Below are 24970 nucleotides of genomic sequence, written 5' to 3' on the forward strand. Positions count from 1 at the left end.
ATATCCTGCACTACCGTGTGGTGCACCCCAACGTTCACCGCACTGTACTGCGAGGCCCCCATGACCGCACTGTTCGCCCTGGCCACCAGCGTGCTGTGGGGTCTCGCGGACTTCGGCGGCGGACTGCTGACCCGGCGGGCTCCCGCGCTCACCGTCGTGGTGGTCTCGCAGTCCATCGCGGTCGTGGTCCTCGGCGTGATCGTCGTCGCCACGGGCGCGTGGCACCAGGCGGGCCACCAGCTCTGGTACGCGGTGGGGGCGGGGGTCGTGGGGCCGGTCGCGATGCTCTCCTTCTACAAGGCGCTCGCCCTCGGCCCCATGGGTGTGGTCTCACCCCTGGGCTCACTGGGTGTGGCCGTGCCCGTGGGCGTCGGCCTCGTGCTGGGCGAGCGGCCCGGCCTGCTCCAGTTCGCCGGCATCGGCGTGGCGGTGGTCGGCATCGTGCTGGCCGGCGGTCCGGAGCTGCGGGGCGCCGCCGTGCAGCGGCAGGCGATCCTGCTGACCCTGACGGCGGCCTTCGGGTTCGGCGCGGTCATGGCCCTGATCGCCGAGGCGTCGACCACCCTCACCGGCCTGTACCTGGCCCTGTTCGTGCAGCGCGTCACCAATGTGACCGTGGGCGGCGCGGCGCTGTACGTGTCGGTGAAGCGCGGCGGGCGGGCCCTGCCGGAGGACGGCGGGATGAAGGTCGTCCTGTCCTCGCTACCGGCCCTCGCCTTCGTCGGTCTCGCCGATGTCGCCGCCAACGGCACGTACTCCATCGCCGCCCAGACGGGCCCGGTGACCGTGGCGGCCGTGCTCGCGAACCTCTACCCGGTGGTCACGGTGCTGGCCGCACTGCTCCTGCTCAGAGAACGGCTGCGCATGATCCAGGCGGCGGGGGCCGGGCTCGCGCTGGTGGGGACGGTCCTGCTGGCCTCGGGCTGAGCTCGGCTCGGCTCCCCAGCCAGCCCAGACCTGTCGGGCCTCCGGCTGACCTCAGCTCGCCTCCCGGCCATCCCGGACCGGCCGGCCTCGGGCTGACCTCAGCTGCTTCCCAGCCTGCCGTCCTCCGGCTGAACTCTGCCCTCGTACGGCTTCGGCCTCGCCGCCCTCAGCTCTCGTCCAGCTCCGCCAGCGCCAGCAGCTGCTCGGGTGTGACACCGTCCGGGATCGGCACCGGCGCGGGCGTACGCAGCGGCGGCTGCCAGCCCAGGACCGGGTCCCAGCTCCTGACCACCCGGGCCGGTGCCCCGGCGACCACGGAGTGGTCGGGGACCTCACCCCGGACCACGGCCCCGGCGGCGACCACGACATTGCGGCCGAGCCGTGCTCCCGGCAGCACCACCGCGCCGGTGCCCAGCCAGCAACCGGGTCCGATCGTCACCGGCTCGGTCCTCGGCCACTGCTTCCCGACCGGCTCGTGCGGATCGTCGTAACTGTGGTTGGTCGAGGTGATGTAGACGTACGGACCGCAGTACGTGTCGGAGCCGATGGACACCCGTGTGTCGGCGATGACATGGCTGCCGCGACCGAGCACCACGCCGTCGCCCAGGGTCAGGATCGGCTCGGTGCCGAGATCGAGGTCCGGCATCATCCCCGCGGTCAGGGTGACCTGCTCGCCGATGATGCAGTGGTCCCCGAGTTCGATCCACGCCTCGCCGAACACCGTGCCCTGCGGGAAGGCGAGTCGGGTGCCGTGGCCGATGCCGCGGAAACGCAGGCGGCCGGGGTGGTCGGCGGTGACGGCACCGGCGTCCTGTGCCCAGCGCCAGCCCCGGTGAAGGGCACGGGCGAGAACGCCACGCCACCAGGCGGCGGGCGATGAGAACGTGTTTCTGTTCTTCGGCACCCGCACACGGTAGTCGGCCCGCTCGCGGCCGGTCGGAGCACGGCGCTGTGATGTTCGCCCCACGGAAGCCCGGTGGCGGGACGCCCCGGGGGCCGTTGTGCCCGTACGCGCCACGCCGGGATGGCCGGAAAGCACCGCTCGGACGGACGATGTTGTGGTCCCCCACACCTCATTCGACGCAGAGGCAACAACGGCCACCAGGTCATCGGCAGCGTTTCCGGTGCCACACGGCCTGCCGGGAGGAAAACGCTGTCTACCACGTCCGCCGGGGCGTGACAGTGACTTCGGGACTAAGTCCTCCGTTCCGTGGGCAGTCCGGCTTCTCGGGGCTCCCGGGCATCGGCGCGTGACTAGCATGAGCGCCACATGCGTACGGAAGATCACCGTCAACTTACGGTGCCTGTACGGCATGTGGTCGGCCGATGCGCGCCAGTCGGCCTCGTCTGTTCTTCCCCGGACTCAAGCAGCGAGGGATCGCGGAATGTCAGTGCCAGTCGCTCGGAAACCGCACAGGATACGAACCCCACGGCCCTTGCCCCTCGTCGTACCGCTGGCCACCGTGGTGGTGGCCGGCGCGGCCGCCGGCGCGGTGATCGCCGCGGCACCCGACGCGGCCCGGGACTGGGTCGCGGCGACCGTCGGTGTCGCCTGGCTGTGGGTGGCGGCCACCGTCGTCGTGACGGCGCTGAGCTCGCGCCGGCTGCGCGCCACGGCGTCGGCCGCCGCCGGTGAACTGCGTGCGGTGCAGGCCCAGTCGGCCCAGACCGCCGCCGAGTCCGCGCATCTGGTGAACGTCACACTCCCCTCGGTGGTGAAGCGCTTGCGCGACGGGGAGAACTCCGAGGACACCCTCGCCGCCACCCCGCCACCGACCGATCCGCAACTGCGCCGCGTGCTCCAGGTGTTCGCCACCGAGCTCGGGGCCGGTGAGCGCCGGGCGGAGACCTCGGCCGCCAACAGCGCTTCCGCAGTACGCCAGTTGGCACAGGCTGCCGACGATCTGGACCGGCTGACGGCGGTGACGCTGCCCGCCGCCTTCGAGCATCTGCGCCGGGGAGCCTCGGCCGACACCGTCCTCGGCGAGCTCCAGCAGCCCACCGACGCGCGGCTGCGGGTGATCCTGGACGCGGTGGTCCGGGAGTTCGCCGTGAGTGAGCGGCGTGCGGCGGCCGCCCAGGGCGCCAGTGCCAAGGCGCTGAGCCGGGTGCAGGCCAAGGCCGTGAGCATGCTCGCCGACCTGCGGGAGATGCAGGATCGTCACGGCGAAGAGGTGTTCGGTGATCTGCTCAAGCTCGACCACAACACCTCGCAGCTCGGTCTGCTGACCGACCGCCTCGCGCTTTTGATGGGCGGCCGTTCGAGTCGTTCGTGGAACAAGCCGATTGGGATGGAGAGCATCCTGCGCGGCGCGGTGGGCCGGATCGCGGCCTATCAGCGGGTGCGACTGCACTCCTCCAGCACCGCGGCGGTCGCCGGCTTCGCCGCCGAGGGCGTCATGCATCTGCTGGCCGAGCTGATGGACAACGCGGCGAACTTCTCGCCGCCCATCGACGAGGTCCACGTCTACGTCGAGGAGCGCACCGCCGGCCTGGTCGTCACGATCGAGGACAGCGGTCTGAAGATGGCCGACGCCGCCATGCGGCGAGCCGAGGAGGCCGTGTCGGGCCGGGTCACCGACCTCGCCGCCCTCCAGGGCACCCGGCTCGGGCTCGCCGTGGTGGGCCGGCTGGCCGCCAAGTACCGGATGAGCGTCAACTTCCGGCCCTCCTCCCGTGGCGGCACCGGCGTCGTGGTGCTGTTCCCGCCCCAGTTGCTGGCCCAGCAGCGCAGCGCGGCACCGGAGACGACGCTCCACCGCGCCACCCCCGACACGGTGGAGCGGACGCCCGACGCACCCACCACCTCCGGCTCGGGCGCGGCCGCGCCCGGTTCCGTGGCGGCGGCGGGCACCCCCTTCCCGGCCCAGTCGGGTCCGCGGGTGGCGACACCGAACGGTCTGCCCGTACGGCCGCCGGGGCGCACCATGGCCGCCGCCGACCGCGGCCGCGAGCCGGCCGGCCCCGGCAAGGGGCACCAGGCGCCCGACCGCGAGACCGGCACCGCGCGCGACCCCGGCCGTGACGCCGGCGCGCAGTTCGGCGCCTTCCACCGCGCCCGCAAGGCACAGGAGGACCGGCCCGCAGGGCTCACCGAGGAGTGACGCGATCCGCCCCGCGGGCGCCCGGGTCATGGCGCCACCCCCGTTACACGACGTGAGACAGGAGGCACGGGCGGATGACCGGATCACCGGAACGCATCCGCCCCACGCAGACGATGCAGACCACTGACAACAGCCTGACCTGGCTACTGGAAAGCCTTCTCGAACGCACCCCGGGCACCCGGCACGCCCTGGTGCTCTCCCGCGACGGGCTCAAGCTGTGCTGGACCCGGCATCTGACGCTCGACCAGGCCGACCAGTTGGCCGCGATCTGCTCGGGCATCCAGGCGCTGGCCCAGGGGGCGTCGGTCGAGTTCGGCAACGGCAGCGGCGGCGTACGGCACTCGATGACCGAGTTCCACGGCGGTCTGCTCTTCATCGTGGAGGCCGGTGACGGCGCCCATCTGGCGGTCGTCGCGGAGGACGGCGCCGATCCCGGCGTGGTCGGCCACCAGATGACCGATCTGGTGGAGCAGATCGGCGAGCATCTGCGGGCGGAACCGCGGATGCCGGCCCCGGAGAGTCCGCTCTCATGACCCGCAAACCCGTCGACACGGGTGATCCGGACCGGCTCTACACGGTCACGGGGGGCCGCAGCCGCGCCGACGACGACGCGTTCGACCTGGTGACGCTGATCGTCAGCGAGTGCGAGCCCACGCTCGGGATGCAGTCGGAGCATGTGCGGATCCTCGACCTGTGCCGTCATCCGACCGCGGTCGTCGAGCTGTCCGCGGAGCTGAGGCTGCCGGTGACAGTCGTACGGATCCTGCTGGGCGACCTGCTGGCGACGGGGCGTATCACGGCCCGCCATCCGCGGGCCGCCCGCTCGCTCGTCGATCTGCCCGACTCGGCCCTCTTGAAGGAGGTGCTCCATGGACTCCGTAACCTCTGAACTGCCCGCCCGCACCCCGCTCGTCGACTCGGCCGAGACCGGGTTGAAGATCGTGATCGTGGGTGGTTTCGGGGTCGGCAAGACCACGCTGGTGAAGTCGGTCAGCGAGATCCGGCCGCTGAACACCGAGGAAGTGATGACGCAGGCGGGTGTCGGCGTCGACGAGACCGCCGGTCTCGCCACCAAGACGACCACCACCGTCGCCTTCGACTTCGGCCGGATCAGCCTCAACGACCGTATGGTCCTCTACTTGTTCGGCGCACCGGGGCAGGAGCGCTTCTGGTTCCTGTGGGACCGGCTCTTCACCGGCACCCTGGGCGCCGTGGTGCTGGTCGACACCCGGCGCATGAGCGACTCCTGGTACGCGATCGACCGGCTCGAACACCACCGGACGCCGTTCGTGGTGGCGGTCAACCGCTTCGACGACGACATGGCCGCCTTCTCGCTGGACGAGATACGCCAGGCGCTGTCGCTCGCCCCGCATGTGCCGCTGATCGACTGCGACGCCCGGGTCCGCTCGTCCGGCAAGCACGTCCTGATCAGCCTTGTCGACCACCTTCATGAACTGGCCATGGCACGGGAGATGACACCATGACCGACCCCGCCGCACCCGAACCCGCGCCGTCCCCGCCGCCGGGATGCCCCGCTCACCCGGGGGCGATCCGCCTCAGCGGCCTGGAGTACCAGCAGAGCCCTTCCGAGCTGTACCGCTCGATGCGCCGTGAGCAGGGCGCGGTGGCTCCCATCCTGCTCGACGGGGACATCCCCGCCTGGCTGGTGCTCGGTTACGCCGAAGTGTCGTACGTGACCGGCCACGACGAGTTGTTCGCCCGGGACTCGCGGCGCTGGAACCAGTGGGAGAACATCCCCGCCGACTGGCCGCTGATGCCGTTCGTCGGCTACCAGCCGTCGGTCCTGTTCGCCGAGGGCGCCGAGCACCAGCGGCGGGCGGGCGTCATCACCGAGGCGCTCGAGGCTGTCGACCAGTTCGAACTGGCCCACTGGAGCACGCGGATCGCCGACCAGCTGATCGACGGCTTCGCGGGCAGCGGACAGGCGGAGCTGATGTCCGCGTACGCCCACGCGGTGCCGATGCGGGCCGCGGTTCAGATGTGCGGGATGCCGGCGCGGGGCTCCGACACCGACGACCTCGTGCGCGATCTGCGGATCTCGCTGGACGCGGCCGAGGGCGACGACCCGGTGGCCGCGTACGTACGCGTGCAGGAACGCATCCAGCGCCTGGTCAAGGACAAGCGCGGCACACCGGGTCCGGATGTCACCTCGCGGATGCTTCGGCATCCGGCGGGGCTGACGGACGAGGAGATCGTCCAGGACCTGATCTCGATCATCGCCGCCGCGCAGCAGCCGACGGCGAACTGGATCTGCAACACGCTGCGTCTGCTGCTGACCGACGACCGGTTCGCCCTGAACGTCTCCGGCGGCCGTCTCAGCGTCGGCCAGGCGCTCAACGAGGTGCTCTGGCTGGACACACCCACCCAGAACTTCATCGGCCGCTGGGCGGTGCGCGACACACAGCTCGGCGGCCGGCAGATCCGGGCGGGCGACTGTGTGGTGCTCGGGCTCGCGGCGGCCAACACCGATCCGCAGATCTGGCCCGAGGGCCACATCGGCGCCGAGAACTCCTCGCATCTGTCCTTCAGCAACGGCGAGCACCGCTGCCCCTATCCGGCGCCCCTGCTGGCCGATGTGATCGCGCGTACCGCGATCGAGACGCTGCTGGAGCGGCTGCCGGACGTGGTGCTGGCCGTGGAGCCGGACCGGTTGACCTGGCGGCCGTCCATCTGGATGCGGGGACTGACGTCCCTGCCGGTGCAGTTCAGTCCGGTCGTCCAGTGAGCGTCGGCGCCGGGGCCCGCCGCGAGATGGCGGCCCCGGCGCACCGCCGGCCCCGCTGTGATCAGCCGGCGACCGGTGTGAAGCGGACGGGGAGCGACTGCGGCCCGCGCGTGAACACGCCCTGCTCGGACGGGACGAAGCCGTCCGCGAGCCGCATGTCCGGCATGGCGTCGAGCAGTTGGTTGACGCCGGTCTCGACCTCGGCCTTGGCGAGCAGCGCGCCGACGCAGAAGTGCCGGCCGAGGGCGAACGCCAGATGGTCGGCCGCCGCGGAGAATGCCGTGGTCGAGGTGAGGTCGTCGCGGAAGATGTCGAAACGGTCCGGGTCCTTGTAGCGCTCCGCGTCCCGGTTCGCCGCGCCGATCAGACAGGTGACCGTCGCCCCCGCGGGGATCGTGCCGCCGCTGACCGTGACCTCGGTGGCCGTCTGGCGCATGATCATGTGGACCGGCGGGGTGTAGCGGAGGGTCTCGGCGAAGGCCCGGTCGATCAGGCTGCGGTCCTCCCGTACGGCGGCGAGCTGTTCGGGATTGACCAGCAGATTGGCGAAGATGCCGGCGATCGCCTTGTCGGTGGTCTCACCACCGGCGGCGAGCAGCAGGCTGCAGAAGGCCTTGATGTCCTCGTCGCTCATCCGTACGCCGTCGACCTCGGCCGCGCAGAGCGCGGACAGCAGGTCGTCGCCGAGGTGCTCGCGGCGCTCCTGGATGATCGGGATCATGTATTCGGCGAACTCGACGCGGGTGCGCTCCCCCGCGGCCGTGACGCCGGGATCGCCCGCGAGGTTGCCGAGGAAGGCGATGACGGCGGTGTACCAGCCGTGGAACCGGGCGTGGTCCGCCTTGTCGAGGCCCAGCATGTCGGCGATGACGTTCACGGGGAAACGGGTGGCGAAGGAGTCGACGAGGTCGGCCTCGCCCTTGTGCCGGATGCCGTCGATCAGTTCACGGGCGTTGCTCTCTATCACCGGAAGGAACTTCTCCTGGAGATCCCTGCCCCGGAACGCCGGCGCCACCAGGGCCCTGCGGACGGCGTGTTCGCGCCCGCTGAGCTGGAGGATCGTCTTGCCGTGCACCGGCTCGATCTGCCATGCGTAATTGTCGGTGGTGTAGAGCGAGTCCTTGTCCTTGAAGGCCCGCTCCACGTCCCGGTAGCGCGAGATGAGATAGCTGTTGGTGGCCTCGTGCCAGATCAACGGCGCGTGTTCACGCATGGCGCGGTAGGCCGGATAGGGGTTCGCGGCAAACTCCGGCGACAGGATGTCCGGTACCTGTTGTGCGGTGGCCATGGCGCTCCTTGAGCAGTAACGGGCAACTCACACAAGGTTATTGATCATCCGTCAGTTGAACCAGACCGGTCCTGGCCGAATCCGGTGCCTCGGTGTCCTTCTCCGGCGCGCAGCCCGATCGTGCGCCCGTGGCGACACAGCACGATGGCCGGGGCGACAACCGTGCCCGGGGCCGGTCCCCCCTGCCTCGGCGAGCGCGGGCCACCGTGGTGGGGGATGTGGCGCACACTCGCCAGGCCGTCCGGCCACCCGGGCACAGCACCGACCGCGGGCACTCGGGTCACCGGCCGCCACGAGGGCAGACTCGATAACGGTGCATTCCGCTTTCGGTGAGGGGAAGTTATGACCACATGCCGAGACGCGCCTATCCGTGAACCCGATCTACGGATACGCAAATAATTCATGAACCCCGGGTGCCGCGGTTGCGGCTCAGCTGCCGGCGCGTCTGCGACTCCAGCTTCCGGCGCGCCCGGGACACGTGCTGTTCCACCGTGCGCGGCGACAGGTGCAGCGTGGCCGCGATCTCGCGGTTGGTGAGGCCGGCCGACGCCAGGTCCACGACCTCCTGCTCGCGCGGCGAGAGCTGGTCGCCGTAGCTGGGTCGCCCGCGCGGTCGCTGCTCCGCCGCGGGGTGGTGGGAGCGGAGCGTGGCCCGTACCCGTGCGGCGTCCCACCCGGCGCCCATGTCGGTGAGCCGTTCCACGCAGGACGCCAGGGACTCGACGGCCGTCGCGAGCGCGTCCGGGTCGCCGTCCCCGCCCTCGGCCCCCGCCCCGAGCACACAGGAGGCCGCCGCTTCGGCGGTGAGGATGGCCGCGTACGGCCGGGGCATCTCGGCGTACCTCTCCGAGGCGTCCTGGAAGTGCGGCGCAGCCTCCGCGGGCCGGCCGGCGGTCTCCAGCAGGATGCCGCGGCACCAGGACAGCGCCGCCAGCGGCGACGGCAGGGCCGTGTCCTTCAGGCCCGCCTCGAACTCCGCGGTCATCGTCTCGGCCGTCTGCCGGCGGCCGGCGCGGGCGGTCGCCTCCACCGCCCAGGGCGCGAGTTCGGCCGCCCACGCCCAGACGCCCTTGTCCCGGAGCCGGTCCCAGGCGTCGGCCGCCTCGGACGCGGCGGTGTCCAGATCACCGCGGGCGAGTGCGGTACGGACGAGCGCGCCGGCCGCCGCAGCCACATGCGGCAGCGGAGAGCCCACGGGCAGCGGATGTCCGTCCCCGGAGAGCCAGGCCGCCATCTGCTGCCATTCGCCCTGTGCGAGGGCCAGCATGCCGAGGACGACCCGCGCGTCCGCGGCGGGCCCGGGCATGACACCGGTCTCCGCCACGAAGGCCCTGGCGCGGACGGTGAGACCGTCCCAGGTGCCGGTGAGCCAGTCCAGCAGCAGGCCGGTGCCGCGGCCGTCCTGTTCGACGTAGGTGGCCCGGCCGCGGACGGCGACGTCGACCCCCTCTTCGAGCAGCTCGCCCACACGGGAGAGATGGCCGAGCCACAGGGCGGCGTCCGCGGCGTTCACCAGCCCGCGGGCGACGTGCGGCAGCCGGTCCGTCTGCTCGGTCTGATCGGTCTGGCTACGCAGCCGTGCGAGGACGTCCCAGGCCGTGGCGTCGCCGATCTCCAGGAGGACGGCGACGCAATTGGCGTCGACCGCGGTGCGGGCCTCGTCGTCGTGGCTGCCGGCCGCCATCTTCTGCACCTTCTCGAGCCAGTACAGATTGCGTTCCAGCGGTACGGACGACATGACCGGCATGGCGAGCGCCGACATCGCGCGGGCGGCGAGTGCCGGCCGCTCGGCCAGTTCGTCGACCGCCTGCTCCAGTTCCACCCAGCCCTGGAGTCCGCGGCCGGCCTGGTTGTAGAGCACCAGGCCGAGGTCGAGCCGGATCTGTCCGCGGACCGCCGGGGGCAGCGACTGCTCGTCGAGGATCTGCCGCAGCACCTGGACGGTCTGGTCGGTGTGCAGTCCGAGCACCGCGCTGTGGGCGAGGAGGCGGGCGAGTCGGGCCCGGGTCTCCCTCGGCACCGCCGGGTGCGACAGAGCCTGCTCCAGCAGGTCGATCGCCGTCTGGTGGGCGCCTGCCTCGGCGCACTGTTCGGCCGCGTGCTCGACGGCCTTGAGCCAGCCGCGTATCTGGCCGCCGCGGTGCCGGTGCGCCGCGAGCCGGACCCACGGGACGGGATGACGGTGGGCGAGGACGTCGGCGGCCCTGCGGTGCATGTCCTGGCGCAGGGGGCCGGGCATCTCGCCGTAGACGGCGGTGCCGGCGAGGGGCGAGGGGAAGCCGTACAGATCGCGGTCGTTCTCCAGCAGCACCGCCCCGCGGAGCGAGGCGACGAGCGCCTCACGGCCGGCCGCGCCGGGCAGCGCGGCCACCGCGTACAGGTCCGCCGCGCTGCTGGGCTCGTCGAGGACGGCGGCGGCCCGGGCCACGGCCCGGTGCTCCTCGGGCAGTGCGGCCAGCCGCCCGACGGCCAGTTCGGCCAGGCGTACGGGTGGGCCGGTGGCATCGAGGTCCTTGGCCGTGTAGCGCTCCCGGGGCCCGTAGGCGTCCTCCAGCTGGCGCACGAGATCGACGACGACCTGAGGCACTCCGGCGGACCGCTCGTGGATCCGGGCGACGAGCTCGGGCGGACTGCATTCGGGACCGAGCCGGTCCTCGACCAGCCGGCGGACCTCGTCGGCGTCCAGGGGGTCGAGGCGGAGGCGCAGGACGGTGAGCCGGGCCGGGTAGGCGACCGCGCGGCCGAGGACGAGTCCGGGTTCGGTGAGTTCCTCGGGGCGGTAGGTCAGAACGGCGGCGAGCCCGGGCGGGGGCTGTTCCAGCAGTCCGCGCAGCACATCCCTGCCCGCGGAGTCCGCCCGGTGCACGTCGTCGGCGATCAGCAGGACCGGACCGCCGGACTCCAGCAGGGGCTCCAGGTCCCCGGCGAGCGCGGCGGTATCGCGGTGGATCCGGGGGGACAGGGCGATGGGATCGGGGCGCTCGCGTACGGCGGCGCCCGGTTCCGTGCGGTTGGCCCGGGCCGGGTGGTGCGTCAGCGCGACGCCGGAGGAGGTGAACGTCAGCACGACCCGTGGTCGCGGTCCGGCCTCGGCGCTGTCCAGCAGCCGGTCGACCAGTCGGCTCTTGCCGGTACCGGCACGCCCTTCCAGCAGCAGGAGCGCCGACTGCCGGCCGGGGTGAGCGACCGTCTGCTGCAGCCATCGCTCCCAGACTTCGTCACTGAGCGTGCTCACCGGCTCACTCTCCTCGACATTTCTGGGCATTTCATTTCTTTAGGTATCCGTACTTCAGTCTCCCCAATTGCGCCGGGCTTGCCGAGACAGTGAGCGTAGTCCCACGGGCCCAGGCGTCGACCTGGGCAGAAGGAGCCGACGTGATCGCATCAGAGGAGTCCTCCCAGTTTTCGTCGTCCGGGCACGGACCGTACGGCGGAACCTCGGGTCTGGCCCAGTGTGCGATGTCGGCGACGCCGGAAGCCGCCCGCACCCTGCGCCATTTCGCACGCGCAGTGGCCCGGCGATGGCGGCTGCACGACGAATTCCACGAAGCGCTGTCGGTGATCGTCACCGAGCTCGTCAGCAACGTGGTGCTGCACAGTGGCAGCACCTGGGTCGCCCTGGCCATCAAGGTCCGCGGCAACACACTGACGACGGAGGTCAGGGACGGCGGCCGGTGGAAGCATCGTCATGCACGACGCCAGGAACCGCTGGACGCTCACGCGGACTGCGGCCAGGGTCTGCGGCTCGTCGACGCTTTCGCCACCAGGACCGTCACGCGACGGCTGCCGATGGGCAGCGTGGTCGCGGCAGAGATCGTCATGCCACCCCGTCAGGGCGGGCCACGGCGTGTGACCCCGCACCCACGGAGGGAGGACGAACCGTCGCCTCCCCTGGATTTCCGTGCGGTGATCGGGCTGACGGTGGAGCCGGACTGCCACTGACCACAAGGGGCTGCGAGGACCGCGCGGACCAAGGACGCGAGCCGGGCGACGGGAGAGGTCAGGACTTCCGTGGCGGCTCGCGACGGGTGCGGTCGGAGAATCACACGGCGAGTGAGGGCGGGTGCGGGGCGGCTCGCGACAGCCGGCCGTCAGCTCTTGCGCGCCGCCTCACGATGGGCCTCGGCGAGATCCAGGTAGACGGCGGCGTTGAGCTTGATGCCCTCGCGCTCCTCGTCCGTCAGCTCGCGCCGCACCTTGGCGGGGACCCCGGCGACGAGCGAGCCGGGCGGGACCCGCATCCCCTGCGGCACCAGCGCGTGCGCGGCCACCAGGGACCCGGTGCCGATGTGGGCACCGTTGAGGACCGTCGCCCCCATGCCCACCAGTACGTCGTCCTCGACGGTGCAGCCGTGCAGGACGGCGTTGTGGCCGACCGAGACGCGCTCCCCCACCGTCACGGGGAAGCCGGGGTCCGAGTGGACCGTGCAGTTGTCCTGGATGTTGGAGTCGGCGCCGATGACGATCGGCCCGCAGTCCGCCCTGAGCACCGTCTGGTACCAGACGCCGGCGCCCGGCGCGAGGGTGACCTCACCGATGACGACCGAGGTCGGAGCGGTGAAAGCCTCCGGTGCGACGCTCGGCTCCCGGCCGCCCACACCCATGATCAGCGCCTCTGACGCCATCGCTGTCTCCTCGTTTCATGGACGGGCGCACCGAACGGTCCGTACGGCTGCGCGACGACCGGGCCGCGGGTCAGTCGGCGGCGGGAACCGGCTCGGGAACCGTCCGCGTCTCCGCCTCGGCCGCCGCCTTCTTCGCACGGTTCTTGAGCACGAGCATGGAGGTCACACCGATCAGCACCGCAAGGACGAGGCCCAGCCACGAGAACCGCTTCAGCCATGCCTCGGCCACGACGCCGACCGAGTAGATGACGGCGGTCGTGCCGCCCGCCCAGAGGATGCCGCCGAAGACGTTGGCGATCAGGAACTTCCAGTACGGCATGCGCAGCACGCCCGCGAGGGGCCCGGCGAAGATCCGCAGCAGAGCGACGAAACGTCCGAAGAAGACGGCCCACATGCCCCACTTCTCGAACGACCGCTCCGCCATGGCGATCTGGGCGGGACCGCAGTGTTTCGGGAACTTCCCGCCGAGCCGGGCCAGCAGGGGCCTGCCGCCCTTGCGGCCGATCGCGTACCCGATCGAGTCGCCGATGATCGCGCCGGCGGTCGCGCACGCGCCCAGGATGTACGGGTCGATGTCACCGTGCTGGGAGGCGAGCAGCGCCGAGCTGACGAGGACGATCTCACCCGGCAGCGGGATACCGAGACTCTCGAGCCCGATCACCACCCCCACCAGGAGGTAGATGCTGAGCGGGGGGACGGTCTCGAGCCACTCCTGGACGTGCAACGCCGGTTCCTCCCGTATGCGCAGTACCGCTGCCCGGCGTGCGCCCCCGTGGCGCACGCCGGGCAGCCTACCTGCTTCGGAAGCGGGTTCCGGCCGCCTCGTCAGGCGTTGGGCCGCAGGGTCCAGACGATGGTCATTTCGCCGGTGACCGCGCCGTCGGCGCGCTCGATGGCGACGTTCACCGGGAACTCCGGGCGCTCGCCCGCGTCGAGTTCGGCGACGACGTCGGCGATGGGCCGGCCGAGGGTGGCGGTCGCGGTGACCACGCCCATCGCGAGCTTCTTGTAGCCGATCTCCGCCTTGACGGCGAGCGGTACGGCGCGGTTCATCTGGTCGCCGAAGGCGGCGATGACGATGGCACCGCTCGCGGACTCGGCGAGCGTGAACATCGCTCCGGCATGCGGCCCGCCCACGTGGTTGTGGAAGTCGGGCTGGTCCGGCATGCGCAGCACGGCACGCTCGGCGGTGGTCTCCAGGAACTCCAGGTTCAGCGTGCGGGCCATGGGGACCGTGGCGGCGAGCATCTCGCCGACTGTCATCTGATCAGCGCTCATGGCGCGATGTTACCCACGAGTAGGGCAACTTGGCCATCCCCGCGCAGGGGCGGACGTAGCCGCTGCGGCACGGCACCTCTATGGTTACTCGCCATGTGGCCAGGACAGCAGCCGCCCGGGGGCGAGAACCCGCAGGACCAGAACCCGTACCAGCAGCCGGGGTACCAACAGCCGAATCCGTACCAGCAGCCGGGGTACCAGCAGCCCAACCCGTACCAGCAGCCGACCGTGCCGCAGTACACGGTGGCGACGCAGCCGCCCGGTGGCCCCACGCCGCCGGACGACAAGAAGAAGACCACCATCGTCGCGATCGTCGCGGCCACGGCGGTCGTCGCGGCCGCGGTGATCACGGGTGTCGTCGTACTCCAGGACGACGACACGAGCACGTCCGACGACAGCAAGGCCACGGCCTCGAAGACGCCGACGGCGCAGCAGCCGAGCGGCGACCCCGCGGCGTCCCCGACGGAGAACCCGCGCGGCGGTGACGGCGGCAAGCCGACGATCGCCGGCTGGAAGGTCGTCTCCAACCCCAAGCACGGAACGCGGTTCGACGTCCCGGCAGGGTGGGAGGTCGCCGGTTCGGGCGTCAGCACCGGCTTCGAGGACGAGAAGAAGGGCGACGGTTCGCCCGTCGTCGCGATGTCGGCCCCGGCTTACTACAAGTCCAAGTGGTGCGAGTTCGACACCGACAAGGACGGCAAGCTGGAGGACTGGGGCCTGAGCACCACGGGCACCAAGGGCGGCAAGGGGGCCAAGGACGCCGCGACCGCCGCGTACAACGAGGCCGGCAACTGGGTCTGGGCCGGTTACGCGCAGACCGAGCCCAAGGGCACGGTGAAGGTGAGCAAGGCCGTCCCGTACACGACCAAGTCGGGCCTGGTCGGCAGCGTGTCGACGGCGACCGCCCTCGGGGTGAAGAAGGAGAACAAGTGCGAGACCGACGGCAAGTCGATCGCCTTCTCCTTCAAGGACCCCGCGGGTGAGTTCAAGTCCTGGGTCCTGTACGCCAACAAGGGTGTGCCGGACGAGGTCCCGGACACGACCATCCGGCAGATCCTGAGCACGGTGCGGCTGGCGGCGACGCCCACGCCGTAACCGGTTTGGCAAGCAGGGCGGCCTGCGGGGATAGTCCGTGGGTGACCTCTCCCGCAGCCCCGCCCCGCCGCCCGCGCCGCCCCGAATGGGCCGGGCGCAACTACACGCTGCTGACCGCCGCCGCGATCGTCACCAATCTGGGAAGCCACGGTGCGCTGATCGCGGCGGCGTTCGCCGTGCTGGAGTCCGGTGGCGACGCGGGCGATGTGGGTCTCGTGGCGGCTGCCCGTACGCTCCCGCTCGTTCTGTTCCTGCTGATCGGCGGCGCGGTCGCCGACCGCGTGCCGCGGCACCGGGTGATGGTCGCCGCCAACGCCCTCAACTGCGTCTCCCAGGCCGTCTTCGCGGTCCTGGTGCTGGCCGGCGACGCTCAGCTGTGGCAGATGATGCTCCTGACCGCGCTCTGCGGAACCGGGCAGGCGTTCTTCAACCCCGCCGCCGAGGGCATGCTGATGTCGAGCGTCAGCGGTGAACAGGCGAGCCGGGCCTTCGCCGTGTTCCGGATGGCCATGCACGGTGCCGCGATCGGCGGCGCGGCGCTCGGCGGCGCGCTGATCGCGGCCATGGGGCCCGGCTGGGTGCTGGCGGTGGACGCGGTGGCGTTCGCGGTCGCCGGCGGGTTGCGCGCCTTCCTCCACGTCGGTCACATCGCGCCGCGCGCGCCCGGCGGCGGGCTGTTCGCCGATCTGCGCGACGGGTGGAAAGAGGTCAGCAGCAGGCCGTGGCTGTGGGGCATCGTCGCGCAGTTCACGGTCGTCGTCGCGGTCGTGGGCGCCGCCGAGTCGGTGTTCGGACCGCTGGTGGCCGAGGACGAGTTGGGCGGCGCGGGACCCTGGGGAATGGCCCTCGCCGCCTTCGGCGTGGGCACCCTCCTCGGTGCGCTGCTGATGATGCGCTGGAAGCCGCGGCGGCTGCTGCTCGCCGGCACGCTGTGCGTCTTCCCCCTCGCCCTGCCGTCCGCCGCGCTCGCCGTGCCGCTGCCGGTCCCGGGACTGGCCGCCGTGATGCTGGTGAGCGGGGTGGCGATCGAGGTGTTCGGCGTCGCGTGGATGACGGCGCTGCACCAGGAGATCCCGGAGGAGATGCTCTCGCGGGTCTGCGCCTACGACTGGTTCGGCTCGGTGGCCATGCTGCCGCTGGCGACGGCGCTCGCCGGGCCCGCGGAGAGCGTGTTCGGGCGGAGCGCGTCGCTGTGGGGGTGCTCGGCGCTCGTGGTCCTCGTGACCGCGGCGGTGCTGTTCGTGCCGGACGTCCGGCGGCTGACCCGCCGGTCCGGGAAGGTCGCGGCGGCCGGACCCGGCCCCCTCCCCGTGGCCTCAGCCGATGCTGAAGGCACCGCCGGGCGGCTCGGGTGACGTCTGGGAATCGGCGTCTGCGACCGGCGTCGCGGACCCGATGAGCCGCCGCAGTGGCGCGCCGTGCTCGACGCGTGCGGGGAACGGGTCCGCGGAGGTGCGGCGGGCGAGGGCGGCCGTGTCGAGCGGGGTGTGGGACGCGAGCAGCAGGACGTTGCCGAAGCGGCGTCCGCGCAGCACGGCCGGTTCGGCGATCAGGGCGAGTTCGGCGAACACCGCGGCGAAGGTGGCCAACTGCGAGCCGAGGAAGGTGAACGGAGCGCTGTCGGCGAGGTTCGCCGCGTAGATCCCGCCCGGCCTCAGAACGCGTTCGGCCGCTCGCGCGTACTCGACCGAGGTCACCTGCGCCGGCACCCGTGATCCGCCGAAGACATCGGCGATCAGCAGATCGGCCGAGTCCTCCGGCGCCGCGTCGATCCAGACGCGGGCGTCCGCCGCGTGCAGCGTGATGCCCGAGCCGGCGGGCAGTGGCAGTTGCTCCGCGACCAGGTCGAGCAGACCGCGGTCGAACTCCACGACGTCCTGCCGTGAGCCGGGCCGGGTCACCGCGGCGTAGCGCGGCAGGGTGAGGGCTCCACCGCCGAGGTGCAGCAGATCGACTGGCGCGCCCTCGTCCGCGCAGGTGTCGATGACGTGGGCGAGCCGCCTGGTGTACTCGAACTCCAGATGCGTGGGCTCGTCCAGGTCGACGTACGACTGGGGGGCGTCGTCGACGGTGAGCAGCCAGGCCCGCTCGCGGTCGATGTCGGGCATCAGTCTGGCGGTGCCCCGGTCGACCTCGCGGACGACCGGTATCTGCTCGTTCACGGTCTCATTGTGCCCGGGCCGCTCGCGTCGGCAGGCGCGGGGACGACCGGGGAGCGCCCGACCCGCAACCGCCCGAGCGCCCCGGGACCACGACCGGCGGGGAAGCGACCGTTGTGCGCGCCGGTGCCGCGGCCTGCAACCGCTGTCCCGAACGCACCCGGCGTAAGCAACCGCAGTGCGCCGGCACCACGTCCCGCGCCATGCACCGCCGGGACCACGACACGCGCCACACCCGCGGCGTCCCGAACACACCCGGCGTAGACAACCCCCATGCCCCGGGACCACGACCCGCGCCAGGCGCCCCTCTCCCGAGCACACCCGGCGCAGGCAACCGCAGTGCGCGGGGACCACGAACCCCGCCAAGCACCGCCGGGACCACGACACGCGCCGGACACCGCCGTCCCGAACACACCCGGCGCAGGCAACCACCGTGCGCCGGCACCACGACACGCGCCAGACACCGCCGTCCCGAGCACACCCGGCGCAGGCACCCCCTGTGCGCCGACGCGTCCGCCGCAAGCGACCGCCCGTGGTATCCCGCGCCCCAAGCAACCGCCCGTGCCGAGCACACGCCCGCCCTGCACCGCCCCGTCAGCCGGACCAGACCGCCGCGACCTCGTCCGCGTGTGCCGCCGCCTGGGCGAGTCCCGCCCGTGCCGCGGGCGCCCGCCGGGCCGGGTCCAGGACATTGCGGCCGAACGCCTTCCGCGCCTCCCGGTCCGGGGTGATGAGGGCGACGCGGGCGCCTTCGGCCCGCAGTTGCGCGGCCTGTACCCGGGCGGCCGGTACCGGTCCGCCGCCGATCGCCATCGGGGCCACCACGACGACCCTGCCGTACCCGGAGGCCAGATCCGCGTTGGAGGACGACCGCACTCCCCCGTCGATGTACAGCCGGCCGTCGATCTCCGTGGGCGGCCAGACCCCCGGCACCGCACAGCTCGCCGCCACCGCGTCCACGAGCCCGACCCCGCTGTCCCGGTCGAAGGGGTGGAACTCCCCCGTGGCGGCGTCGACGGCCGTCACCACGAGCCGCCGCTGCTCGGGCCACTCGTGCGACAGCAGCCGCCGGGCGATGACCTCGCGGCGCCCTGCCCCGCCGTCCGTCCCCGACTTGAGCGCCATCTTTCCCATGCGGATGCCGTACGACGTGCTGTCCCGCGCACGCAGCACGGTCCAGGCGTAACGGGCCAGCATCGCGGGCCCCATGCTCGCGGTGATCTCCCCTTCGGGGGAGGCGAGTTGGCGCTCGTACAGCTCCGGGAGCTCCAGCAGCCCGGAGACGAGCTGTGCGCCCACGACCGAGCCCGCCGAGGTGCCGATCACCGTGTCGGCGCCGGTCACGTCCACCCCCGCCCGTGCGAGTCCGTGCAGGATGCCGATCTCCCAGCCGATACCGGTGAGACCGCCGCCGCCGAGAACCAGGGCCGTGTCGCCCATCGCCGCCGCCTTCCGCCGAGGTGTGTGGCAGCAGCGTAAGGGCAGGGCCGTCACCCCCTGCGGCGCGCGACGACAGCTACGGCCCCTCGGCGCGTTGTCGAATCGCCGAGTACACCCCGTACGAGGACGGCACACCGCCTTGCGATGCACCGCATCGACGCCGCGCGCCGATCCACGGGGGATGACGGGACAAGTCCTCAGGCGCAGGTGGCCGGTCCTCGTACGGTGCGTACGAGGACCGGCCACGCGCTTCACCGGCCGGCGGCGTCCTTCACCCGCCGGCGACCTCGGTCACCGTGCCGGCGCCGACCGTGCGGCCGCCCTCGCGGATGGCGAAACCGAGCCCGGCCTCCAACGGGATGTCACGTCCCAGCTCGACGGTCATCGTGACCGTGCCGCCGGGCTGCGCGACGGCCCGCTCGCCGAGGTCGACGTCCCCGACGACGTCCGCGGTGCGGATGTAGAACTGCGGCCGGTAGCCGGTGGAGACCGCTGTCCTGCGGCCGCCCTCCTTGGCCGAGAGCACATAGACCTGGGCGGTGAAGTGCCGGCTCGGCGTGACGCTGCCGGGCGCGGCCACCACATGGCCGCGGCGCACCGCGTCGCGCGGCAGTCCGCGCAGCAGCAGCGCGACGTTGTCACCGGCCTCGGCGGACTCCATCGGCTTGCCGAAGGTCTCCAGACCGGTGACGACCGTCTCGGTGTCCGCGCCGAGCACCTGGACGCGGTCGCCGACGCGCACAGTGCCCCGCTCCACGGCGCCGGTGACGACCGTCCCGCGCCCGGTGATGGTCAGGACGTTCTCCACCGGCAGCAGGAACGGCGCGTCGGTGTACCTGACGGGCATCGGCACATAGGTGTCGACGGCGTCGAGCAGCGCCTCCACGGCGGCGGTCCAGCGTGGGTCGCCCTCCAACGCCCTGAGCCCGGAGACCCGGACGACCGGAGCGGCGTCGCCGCCGTAACCGTGCGCGGTGAGCAGCTCGCGGACCTCCAGCTCGACCAGGTCGGTCAGCTCGTCGTCACCCGCGTCGGCCTTGTTCAGCGCGACGACGATGTGGTCGACACCGACTTGACGGGCGAGCAGGACGTGCTCCGCCGTCTGCGGCATGACCCCGTCGAGCGCGGAGACGACCAGGATCGCCCCGTCGAGCTGGGCGGCGCCCGTGACCATGTTCTTGACGTAGTCGGCGTGCCCGGGCATGTCCACGTGCGCGTAGTGCCGGGTGTCCGTCTCGTACTCGACGTGCGCGATGTTGATGGTGATGCCCCGCTGCGCCTCCTCCGGCGCCCGGTCGATGCGGTCGAAGGACACGTAGGAGGTGCTGCTCCCGGAGCGCTCGGCGAGCACTTTCGTGATGGCGGCGGTCAGCGTGGTCTTGCCGTGGTCGACGTGGCCCATCGTGCCGATGTTGAGGTGCGGCTTGGTGCGTACGTATGCCGTCTTGGGCATGGCTGTTTCCTCGGACTTCCTCGGAGTGCGAAGCGTGATGAGGACCCCTGGGCCTTGCCGACCCTCCCCCTGCGGGGTCCGCCGGACGTTCCGGGAAGGGTCAGCTTCGGGCGCCGCCGAACGGCGCGGCAGCGGCTGCGTCCGCCGTGAGGAATGCGGCAGCCTTCGGCGCGTCCGCGACTGCGGACGGCGCTGCGAGGAAGGCGTACCGGAACATGAGGACGATGTTCGCCCACGGCCCGCGCCGCGTCGAATGGTTTTCCGTGTACGGGAGTTCAGCGGGCCCGGATACTCCGCTACCCGGACATCAGCAGGTCACAGGTTCTTCAGCGCTTCCCGTACGGACAGCGGCGAGAGCCGGTCCCGCGCGGATTCGACGAAGTCCCGTACGGCGTCGGGGTCGGTCTTGGCGTACTCCCGCAGGCACCATCCGATCGCCTTGCGGATGAAGAAGTCGGGGTGCTCGGCGCGGCGCAAGCAGTAGCCGAAGAGACGACCGGTGTCGGTGGAGTCCTTGAAGCGCAGTTGGTGGAGCAGCGCCGTGCGGGCGACCCACATGTCGTCGTCGTCGATCCAGGCGTCCATGTCGGTCCGGAGCGCGGAGTCGGCCGCGACGAGCGGTCCGACGACGTGTGCGGCGAGCGCGTCGACGGTGTCCCACCAGGAGACGGTGACGACGAGCCGGTGGACGACGGGCAGAAGGCCGGAGGAGCAGCGGCGGACGTGACGGCGCAGATAGTCGGCGGCGAAGTAGGCGTACTCCCGCTCGGGCAGCGCCCAGCAGCGCAGCGCGATCGCCGTGCAGTCGGCCTCGTCCGGCGCGGGCAGCCCTGCGAGCACGGCGCGGGACAGGGCGCGCCGCTCGGCGGTGTAGATCCCGAGGAAGGGGGCGACCCCCTTCATGTACGCGGCGGCGCCCGCCGCCCGGACCGGATCGGCCCCGGTGGGGTACAGCGCGGTCAGTCGTTCCATGACCGTGTCGGCGAGCTCGCTGCGTGGTACCGCAGGGGTCATGCGTCACAGATTACGGCGATCACATCCCTATGTCGGTTACTGTCTCCGGATGTTCGAGCCCGTCCCCAGGCCCGCTTCCCCGCTCGCCGTCCGCTGCACCCGGGTGTTGTTGTCCCCCTGGTCACGGCTGTCGCTGCTGTTCCTCATGCTGGCGACCGCGGCGACACTGGTCCTGCTGTACGAGCCACAGAGACTGCTCTCCGGCGGCTTCCCGGCCCAACTCGGCGGCGCCGCCGCGGTGATGCTGTTCGGTGTGGCGTACGGCGCGTGCACCGCCGCGTTCGTGCCGCGGCCGTTGCTCAACCTGGCGGCGGGCGCGCTGTTCGGTTCCCAGGCCGGTCTCGTCTCGGCGATCGCCGGCACGGTGATCGGCGCGGGCATCTCCTTCACCCTCGGCCGTCTCCTGGGGCAGGACGCGCTGCGGCCGCTGCTGAAGGGCCGCTGGCTGAAGGCCGCGGACACCCAGCTCAGCACGCACGGCTTCCGCTCGATGCTGGCGATCAGGCTCTTCCCCGGCGTGCCCTTCGCCGCGGCCAACTACTGTGCGGCCGTCTCCCGCATGGGCTACGTCCCGTTCCTGCTGGCCACGGGTCTGGGCTCGATCCCGAACACCGCCGCGTACGTGATCGCGGGCAGCCGGGCCGGGTCGCCGACGTCGCCGGTGTTCCTGATCGCGATGGGCTTCATCGTGGTCACGGGCCTCGGCGCCGCCACCGTGGCCTGGCGCAAGCGGCATCGCCTGCCGAGCAGTTGACCACTCCGGCGCAGCGCGCGTGGGCACTGCCAGGGCCCGGGGCGCAGCCCGTTCTCGGGGGACGCTAGGCTGCCTCAGACCTGGCGCATGATCGAGAACGCTACGCGCCGCCTGACCGTGATCATTTCTTGGATGGCGTAGTTTTCCATGTCTTGGTTCGAATCATTCATCCTCGGGCTCGTCCAGGGGCTGACCGAATTCCTGCCCATCTCCTCCAGCGCGCATCTGCGGCTCACCGCGGCGTTCGCCGGATGGCACGACCCGGGTGCGGCATTCACCGCGATCACTCAGATCGGCACCGAGGCGGCCGTCCTGATCTACTTCCGCAAGGACATCGCGCGGATCGTCTCGGCATGGTTCCGCTCGCTCACCGACAAGGCGATGCGCAGCGACCACGACGCCCAGATGGGCTGGCTGGTGATCGTCGGCTCGATCCCGATCGGCGTGCTGGGCATCACGCTCAAGGACCAGATCGAGGGCCCGTTCCGTGATCTGCGCCTCATCGCCACCACGCTGATCGTGATGGGCATCGTCCTCGGCATCGCCGACCGGCTCGCCGCCCGCGACGAGACCGGCGGCAAGCACCGCGCCATCAAGGAGCGCAAGACCCTGCGCGAACTGAGCGTCAAGGACGGTCTGATCTTCGGCATCTGCCAGGCGATGGCCCTCGTCCCCGGTGTCTCCCGGTCCGGCGCCACCATCAGCGGTGGTCTGCTGATGGGTTACACCCGTGAGGCCGCGGCCCGCTACTCGTTCCTGCTGGCCATCCCCGCCGTGCTCGCCTCCGGTGCCTACGAGCTCAAGGACGCGAGCCAGGGTCATGTGTCGTGGGGGCCCACCGTCTTCGCGACGTTCATCGCGTTCGGCGTGGGCTACGCGGTCATCGCATGGTTCATGAAGTTCATCACCACGAAGAGCTTCATGCCCTTCGTCATCTACCGGGTGATTCTGGGAATTGCCCTGTTCATCCTGGTCGGAACGGACACTTTGAGCCCCCACGCGGGCGAGTCGGGCGACTGACGCCACACGCTGAAGGGGAGACGCGCCGCTCGGGCCCGTCGTAGCCTGTTCGCCATGTCCACCCTTCGACCCGAGCCCGAGACCGCCCTGTCCGCCACCGAGCTGAACGCCCGCATCCGTGAGCTGTGGGCCGACGGGCAGCTGCCCGACGACCGGCGCCCGGAGTACGAGGCCCTCGTGGTGAAGTGGGCGGCCGCTGCTCGCGAAGGCGTGGGGCGAGCAGCCTGACGTCCGCGCTGCGGGCGCGTGGATCATGAGGTCCAGGCGCTCGGCTAGCCTGGCCGCACGATGAACCGTCTGACCACGTCCTGGGGCGACCTCCGGCTCGCCCGCTTCCCCGAAGATCCCCGCGACACCCTCCGCGCATGGGACGCCGCCGACGAGTACCTGCTGCGCGGGCTCGCGGGGACCGACGACGCGGATCCGGCGGATCTGTCCGGCACCGTGGTCGTGGTCGGCGACCGGTGGGGTGCCCTCACCGCCGCGCTCGCCGCGCACCAGCCGGTACAGATCACCGACTCGTACCTCGGCCAGGAGGCCACCCGCGCGAATCTGGCGCGCAACGGCATCGACTCCGCCTCCGTGCGGCTGCTGTCCGCCCGGGACACTCCGCCCGAGCGCATCGACGTCCTGCTCGTGCGGGTGCCGAAGAGCCTCGCACTGCTGGAGGACCAGCTGCACCGGCTCGCGCCCGCCGTGCACGCGGGCACCCTGGTCGTCGGTACCGGCATGGTGAGCGAGATCCACACCTCGACGCTGCGGCTGTTCGAGCGGATCATCGGCCCGACGCGGACCTCGCTCGCGGTGCGGAAGGCGCGGCTCATCTTCTGCACGCCCGATCCGGCGCTGACTCCCGGGCCCAGCCCCTGGCCGGTGCGCTACGCCCTGCCCGACGGCATCGGCGTGCTGGCGGGCCGGCCCGTCACCAACCACGCGGGCATCTTCTGCGCCGACCGTCTCGACATCGGCACCCGGTTCTTCCTGCGCCATCTGCCGGAGCGCAGCGGGCCCGCCCATGTGGTGGATCTCGGCTGCGGCAACGGCGTCGTCGGCACCGCCGCCGCCCTCGCAGGCCCGGAGACCTCCGTGACCTTCGTCGACGAGTCCTTCTCGGCGGTGGACTCCGCACGCGCCACCTACGGTGAGAACGTCGCCGACGCGTCGAGGGCGGGCTTTCTCGTAGGAGACGGACTCGCGGAGCTGCCGGACGGCTCCGCCGATGTCGTCCTGAACAATCCGCCGTTCCATTCGCACCGGGCGACGACGGACACGACGGCCCGCCGGATGTTCGGTGACGCCCGCCGGGTCCTGCGGCCCGGCGGCGAGCTGTGGGTGATCGGCAACCGGCACCTCGGCTACCACGTACGGCTGCGTCGGCTCTTCGGCAACTGCGAGGTCGTGGCGAGCGACCCGAAGTTCGTGGTCCTCAAGGCCGTCCGGCCCTAGGACCGGCCCTCCGGACGGCCGAGACCGACCGTTTGCCGAGCGGACGCGCGTGACGGGCGTGCGCGGCTCTTGGCCTGGGGCCCCCGCTGCCCGAGACTGACCCGATGACGCAGCGCGTGGATCTCGCGACAATGATGGACCGCCTGGCCATCGACGAACTGGTCACCGGTTACGCGGTGGCCGTGGACGACGCCGACTGGAGCGCCTACCGGGCCCTGTTCACCGGGGACGGGCGCGCCGACTACCGCGGTTCCGGCGGGATCGAGGGCTCCGCCGCCGAGGTCGCCGACTGGCTGGCGGAGACGATGCGCGTCTTTCCCGTACGCCAGCACCTGATCGTCAACCGGCGCCTGCACATCCAGGACCTGGGGGGCTATCCGGGTGACGGCGCCGAGCTCCAGGCCGACTATGTGAATCCCATGCGGATGGAGTCGGGCGACGACTTCGTCTGCGGCGGCCGCTACACCTTTCATGTGCTCCGCACGGACCAGGGCTGGCGGCTGAACCATGTGCTGATCGCCGAGAAATGGCGGCGCGGAACGGGAGCGCTTGCCGACAGCAGATAGGGGCACGCTGTCGGTGCGGGACCCGCTCGCGCACACTGGAGAGGGACGGCTCGCG

At 71.6% G+C, this 24970-nt stretch carries 24 protein-coding genes; 14 read left to right on the forward strand and 10 right to left on the reverse strand.

Annotation, left to right across the window (positions count from 1 at the left end; translation table 11 throughout):
- The first annotated feature begins 60 nt into the window (after positions 1 to 60).
- Entirely contained in the window at positions 61 to 927 is an 867-nt protein-coding gene (locus ABTX78_RS02460; protein WP_352204948.1) for an EamA family transporter, read from the forward strand.
- Positions 928 to 1093: 166 nt separating this feature from the next.
- On the opposite strand, the gene ABTX78_RS02465 is transcribed toward ABTX78_RS02460, so the two are convergent.
- Positions 1094 to 1831: an acyltransferase gene (locus tag ABTX78_RS02465; RefSeq protein WP_352204949.1), complete on the reverse strand. Its 738-nt coding sequence runs from the start codon at positions 1829 to 1831 to the stop codon at positions 1094 to 1096.
- Between the two features lie 532 nt (positions 1832 to 2363).
- On the opposite strand from ABTX78_RS02465, the gene ABTX78_RS02470 reads away from it, so the two are divergent.
- From ABTX78_RS02470 to ABTX78_RS02490, 5 genes are all read left to right on the forward strand, one after another.
- Positions 2364 to 4031 (forward strand): sensor histidine kinase, encoded by a 1668-nt coding sequence (locus tag ABTX78_RS02470; RefSeq protein ID WP_502993735.1) that lies wholly within the window; start codon positions 2364 to 2366, stop codon positions 4029 to 4031.
- A gap of 113 nt (positions 4032 to 4144) precedes the next feature.
- Complete coding sequence (locus ABTX78_RS02475) at positions 4145 to 4564, forward strand: roadblock/LC7 domain-containing protein (protein ID WP_352205026.1); 420 nt, start codon at positions 4145 to 4147, stop codon at positions 4562 to 4564.
- Positions 4561 to 4920, forward strand: a complete 360-nt coding sequence (locus ABTX78_RS02480) for a DUF742 domain-containing protein (RefSeq protein WP_352204951.1) — start codon at positions 4561 to 4563, stop codon at positions 4918 to 4920. Before ABTX78_RS02475 ends, ABTX78_RS02480 begins: the two co-directional genes overlap by 4 nt.
- On the forward strand, positions 4901 to 5515 hold the full coding sequence (locus tag ABTX78_RS02485; RefSeq protein WP_352204952.1) for a GTP-binding protein: 615 nt from the start codon (positions 4901 to 4903) through the stop codon (positions 5513 to 5515). Before ABTX78_RS02480 ends, ABTX78_RS02485 begins: the two co-directional genes overlap by 20 nt.
- Entirely contained in the window at positions 5512 to 6777 is a 1266-nt protein-coding gene (locus ABTX78_RS02490; protein WP_352204953.1) for a cytochrome P450, read from the forward strand. The genes ABTX78_RS02485 and ABTX78_RS02490 overlap by 4 nt, the downstream gene beginning before the upstream one ends.
- 61 nt (positions 6778 to 6838) lie before the next feature.
- Here ABTX78_RS02490 and ABTX78_RS02495 read toward each other — a convergent pair whose 3' ends face one another.
- Positions 6839 to 8065 (reverse strand): cytochrome P450, encoded by a 1227-nt coding sequence (locus tag ABTX78_RS02495; protein WP_352204954.1) that lies wholly within the window; start codon positions 8063 to 8065, stop codon positions 6839 to 6841.
- A gap of 400 nt (positions 8066 to 8465) precedes the next feature.
- Complete coding sequence (locus ABTX78_RS02500) at positions 8466 to 11300, reverse strand: helix-turn-helix transcriptional regulator (RefSeq protein WP_352204955.1); 2835 nt, start codon at positions 11298 to 11300, stop codon at positions 8466 to 8468.
- A gap of 140 nt (positions 11301 to 11440) precedes the next feature.
- On the opposite strand from ABTX78_RS02500, the gene ABTX78_RS02505 reads away from it, so the two are divergent.
- On the forward strand, positions 11441 to 12007 hold the full coding sequence (locus ABTX78_RS02505; RefSeq protein ID WP_352204956.1) for an ATP-binding protein: 567 nt from the start codon (positions 11441 to 11443) through the stop codon (positions 12005 to 12007).
- A 149-nt stretch (positions 12008 to 12156) separates the two neighbouring features.
- Here the strand turns inward: ABTX78_RS02505 and ABTX78_RS02510 are convergent, their stop codons facing one another.
- The 3 genes from ABTX78_RS02510 to ABTX78_RS02520 all read right to left on the reverse strand — a co-directional run bounded on the left by ABTX78_RS02510 (position 12157) and on the right by ABTX78_RS02520 (position 13953).
- On the reverse strand, positions 12157 to 12690 hold the full coding sequence (locus ABTX78_RS02510; protein ID WP_352204957.1) for a gamma carbonic anhydrase family protein: 534 nt from the start codon (positions 12688 to 12690) through the stop codon (positions 12157 to 12159).
- Positions 12691 to 12760: 70 nt separating this feature from the next.
- Positions 12761 to 13414, reverse strand: coding sequence for a DedA family protein (locus ABTX78_RS02515; protein ID WP_352205027.1), 654 nt, complete (start codon positions 13412 to 13414; stop codon positions 12761 to 12763).
- A gap of 101 nt (positions 13415 to 13515) precedes the next feature.
- Positions 13516 to 13953 carry a DUF4442 domain-containing protein gene (locus ABTX78_RS02520; protein ID WP_352205028.1) on the reverse strand — a complete coding sequence of 146 codons (438 nt, stop codon included), beginning with the start codon at positions 13951 to 13953 and terminating at the stop codon, positions 13516 to 13518.
- A 108-nt stretch (positions 13954 to 14061) separates the two neighbouring features.
- On the opposite strand from ABTX78_RS02520, the gene ABTX78_RS02525 reads away from it, so the two are divergent.
- The gene (locus ABTX78_RS02525; RefSeq protein ID WP_352204958.1) at positions 14062 to 15063 is read left to right on the forward strand and encodes a DUF8017 domain-containing protein; all 1002 of its coding nucleotides are present in this window, start codon (positions 14062 to 14064) and stop codon (positions 15061 to 15063) included.
- A gap of 41 nt (positions 15064 to 15104) precedes the next feature.
- Positions 15105 to 16418, forward strand: a complete 1314-nt coding sequence (locus ABTX78_RS02530) for an MFS transporter (RefSeq protein WP_352204959.1) — start codon at positions 15105 to 15107, stop codon at positions 16416 to 16418.
- Here ABTX78_RS02530 and ABTX78_RS02535 read toward each other — a convergent pair.
- From ABTX78_RS02535 to ABTX78_RS02550, 4 genes are all read right to left on the reverse strand, one after another.
- Positions 16380 to 17225 carry a spermidine synthase gene (locus ABTX78_RS02535; RefSeq protein ID WP_352204960.1) on the reverse strand — a complete coding sequence of 282 codons (846 nt, stop codon included), beginning with the start codon at positions 17223 to 17225 and terminating at the stop codon, positions 16380 to 16382. The two genes, ABTX78_RS02530 and ABTX78_RS02535, sit on opposite strands and share 39 nt — an antisense overlap.
- 591 nt (positions 17226 to 17816) lie before the next feature.
- Positions 17817 to 18662, reverse strand: coding sequence for a patatin-like phospholipase family protein (locus ABTX78_RS02540; protein WP_352204961.1), 846 nt, complete (start codon positions 18660 to 18662; stop codon positions 17817 to 17819).
- Positions 18663 to 18933: 271 nt separating this feature from the next.
- On the reverse strand, positions 18934 to 20115 hold the full coding sequence (gene tuf, locus ABTX78_RS02545; protein WP_352204962.1) for an elongation factor Tu: 1182 nt from the start codon (positions 20113 to 20115) through the stop codon (positions 18934 to 18936).
- Between the two features lie 315 nt (positions 20116 to 20430).
- Positions 20431 to 21129 (reverse strand): DNA alkylation repair protein, encoded by a 699-nt coding sequence (locus tag ABTX78_RS02550; RefSeq protein WP_352204963.1) that lies wholly within the window; start codon positions 21127 to 21129, stop codon positions 20431 to 20433.
- Between the two features lie 49 nt (positions 21130 to 21178).
- Here ABTX78_RS02550 and ABTX78_RS02555 point away from each other — a divergent pair, with 49 nt between their 5' ends.
- From ABTX78_RS02555 to ABTX78_RS02575, 5 genes are all read left to right on the forward strand, one after another.
- A complete protein-coding gene (locus ABTX78_RS02555; RefSeq protein ID WP_352204964.1) occupies positions 21179 to 21883 on the forward strand; it encodes a TVP38/TMEM64 family protein in 705 nt (234 codons plus the stop codon).
- Between the two features lie 147 nt (positions 21884 to 22030).
- Complete coding sequence (locus ABTX78_RS02560; RefSeq protein WP_352204965.1) at positions 22031 to 22903, forward strand: undecaprenyl-diphosphate phosphatase; 873 nt, start codon at positions 22031 to 22033, stop codon at positions 22901 to 22903.
- A gap of 54 nt (positions 22904 to 22957) precedes the next feature.
- Positions 22958 to 23131, forward strand: coding sequence for a hypothetical protein (locus tag ABTX78_RS02565; RefSeq protein WP_352204966.1), 174 nt, complete (start codon positions 22958 to 22960; stop codon positions 23129 to 23131).
- Positions 23132 to 23191: 60 nt separating this feature from the next.
- Complete coding sequence (locus ABTX78_RS02570; RefSeq protein ID WP_352204967.1) at positions 23192 to 24349, forward strand: methyltransferase; 1158 nt, start codon at positions 23192 to 23194, stop codon at positions 24347 to 24349.
- Between the two features lie 104 nt (positions 24350 to 24453).
- Entirely contained in the window at positions 24454 to 24915 is a 462-nt protein-coding gene (locus ABTX78_RS02575; protein ID WP_352204968.1) for a nuclear transport factor 2 family protein, read from the forward strand.
- Positions 24916 to 24970: the final 55 nt, after the last annotated feature.

It is taken from the genome of Streptomyces sp. NPDC096193, assembly GCF_040302905.1.
Lineage (GTDB): Bacteria > Actinomycetota > Actinomycetes > Streptomycetales > Streptomycetaceae > Streptomyces.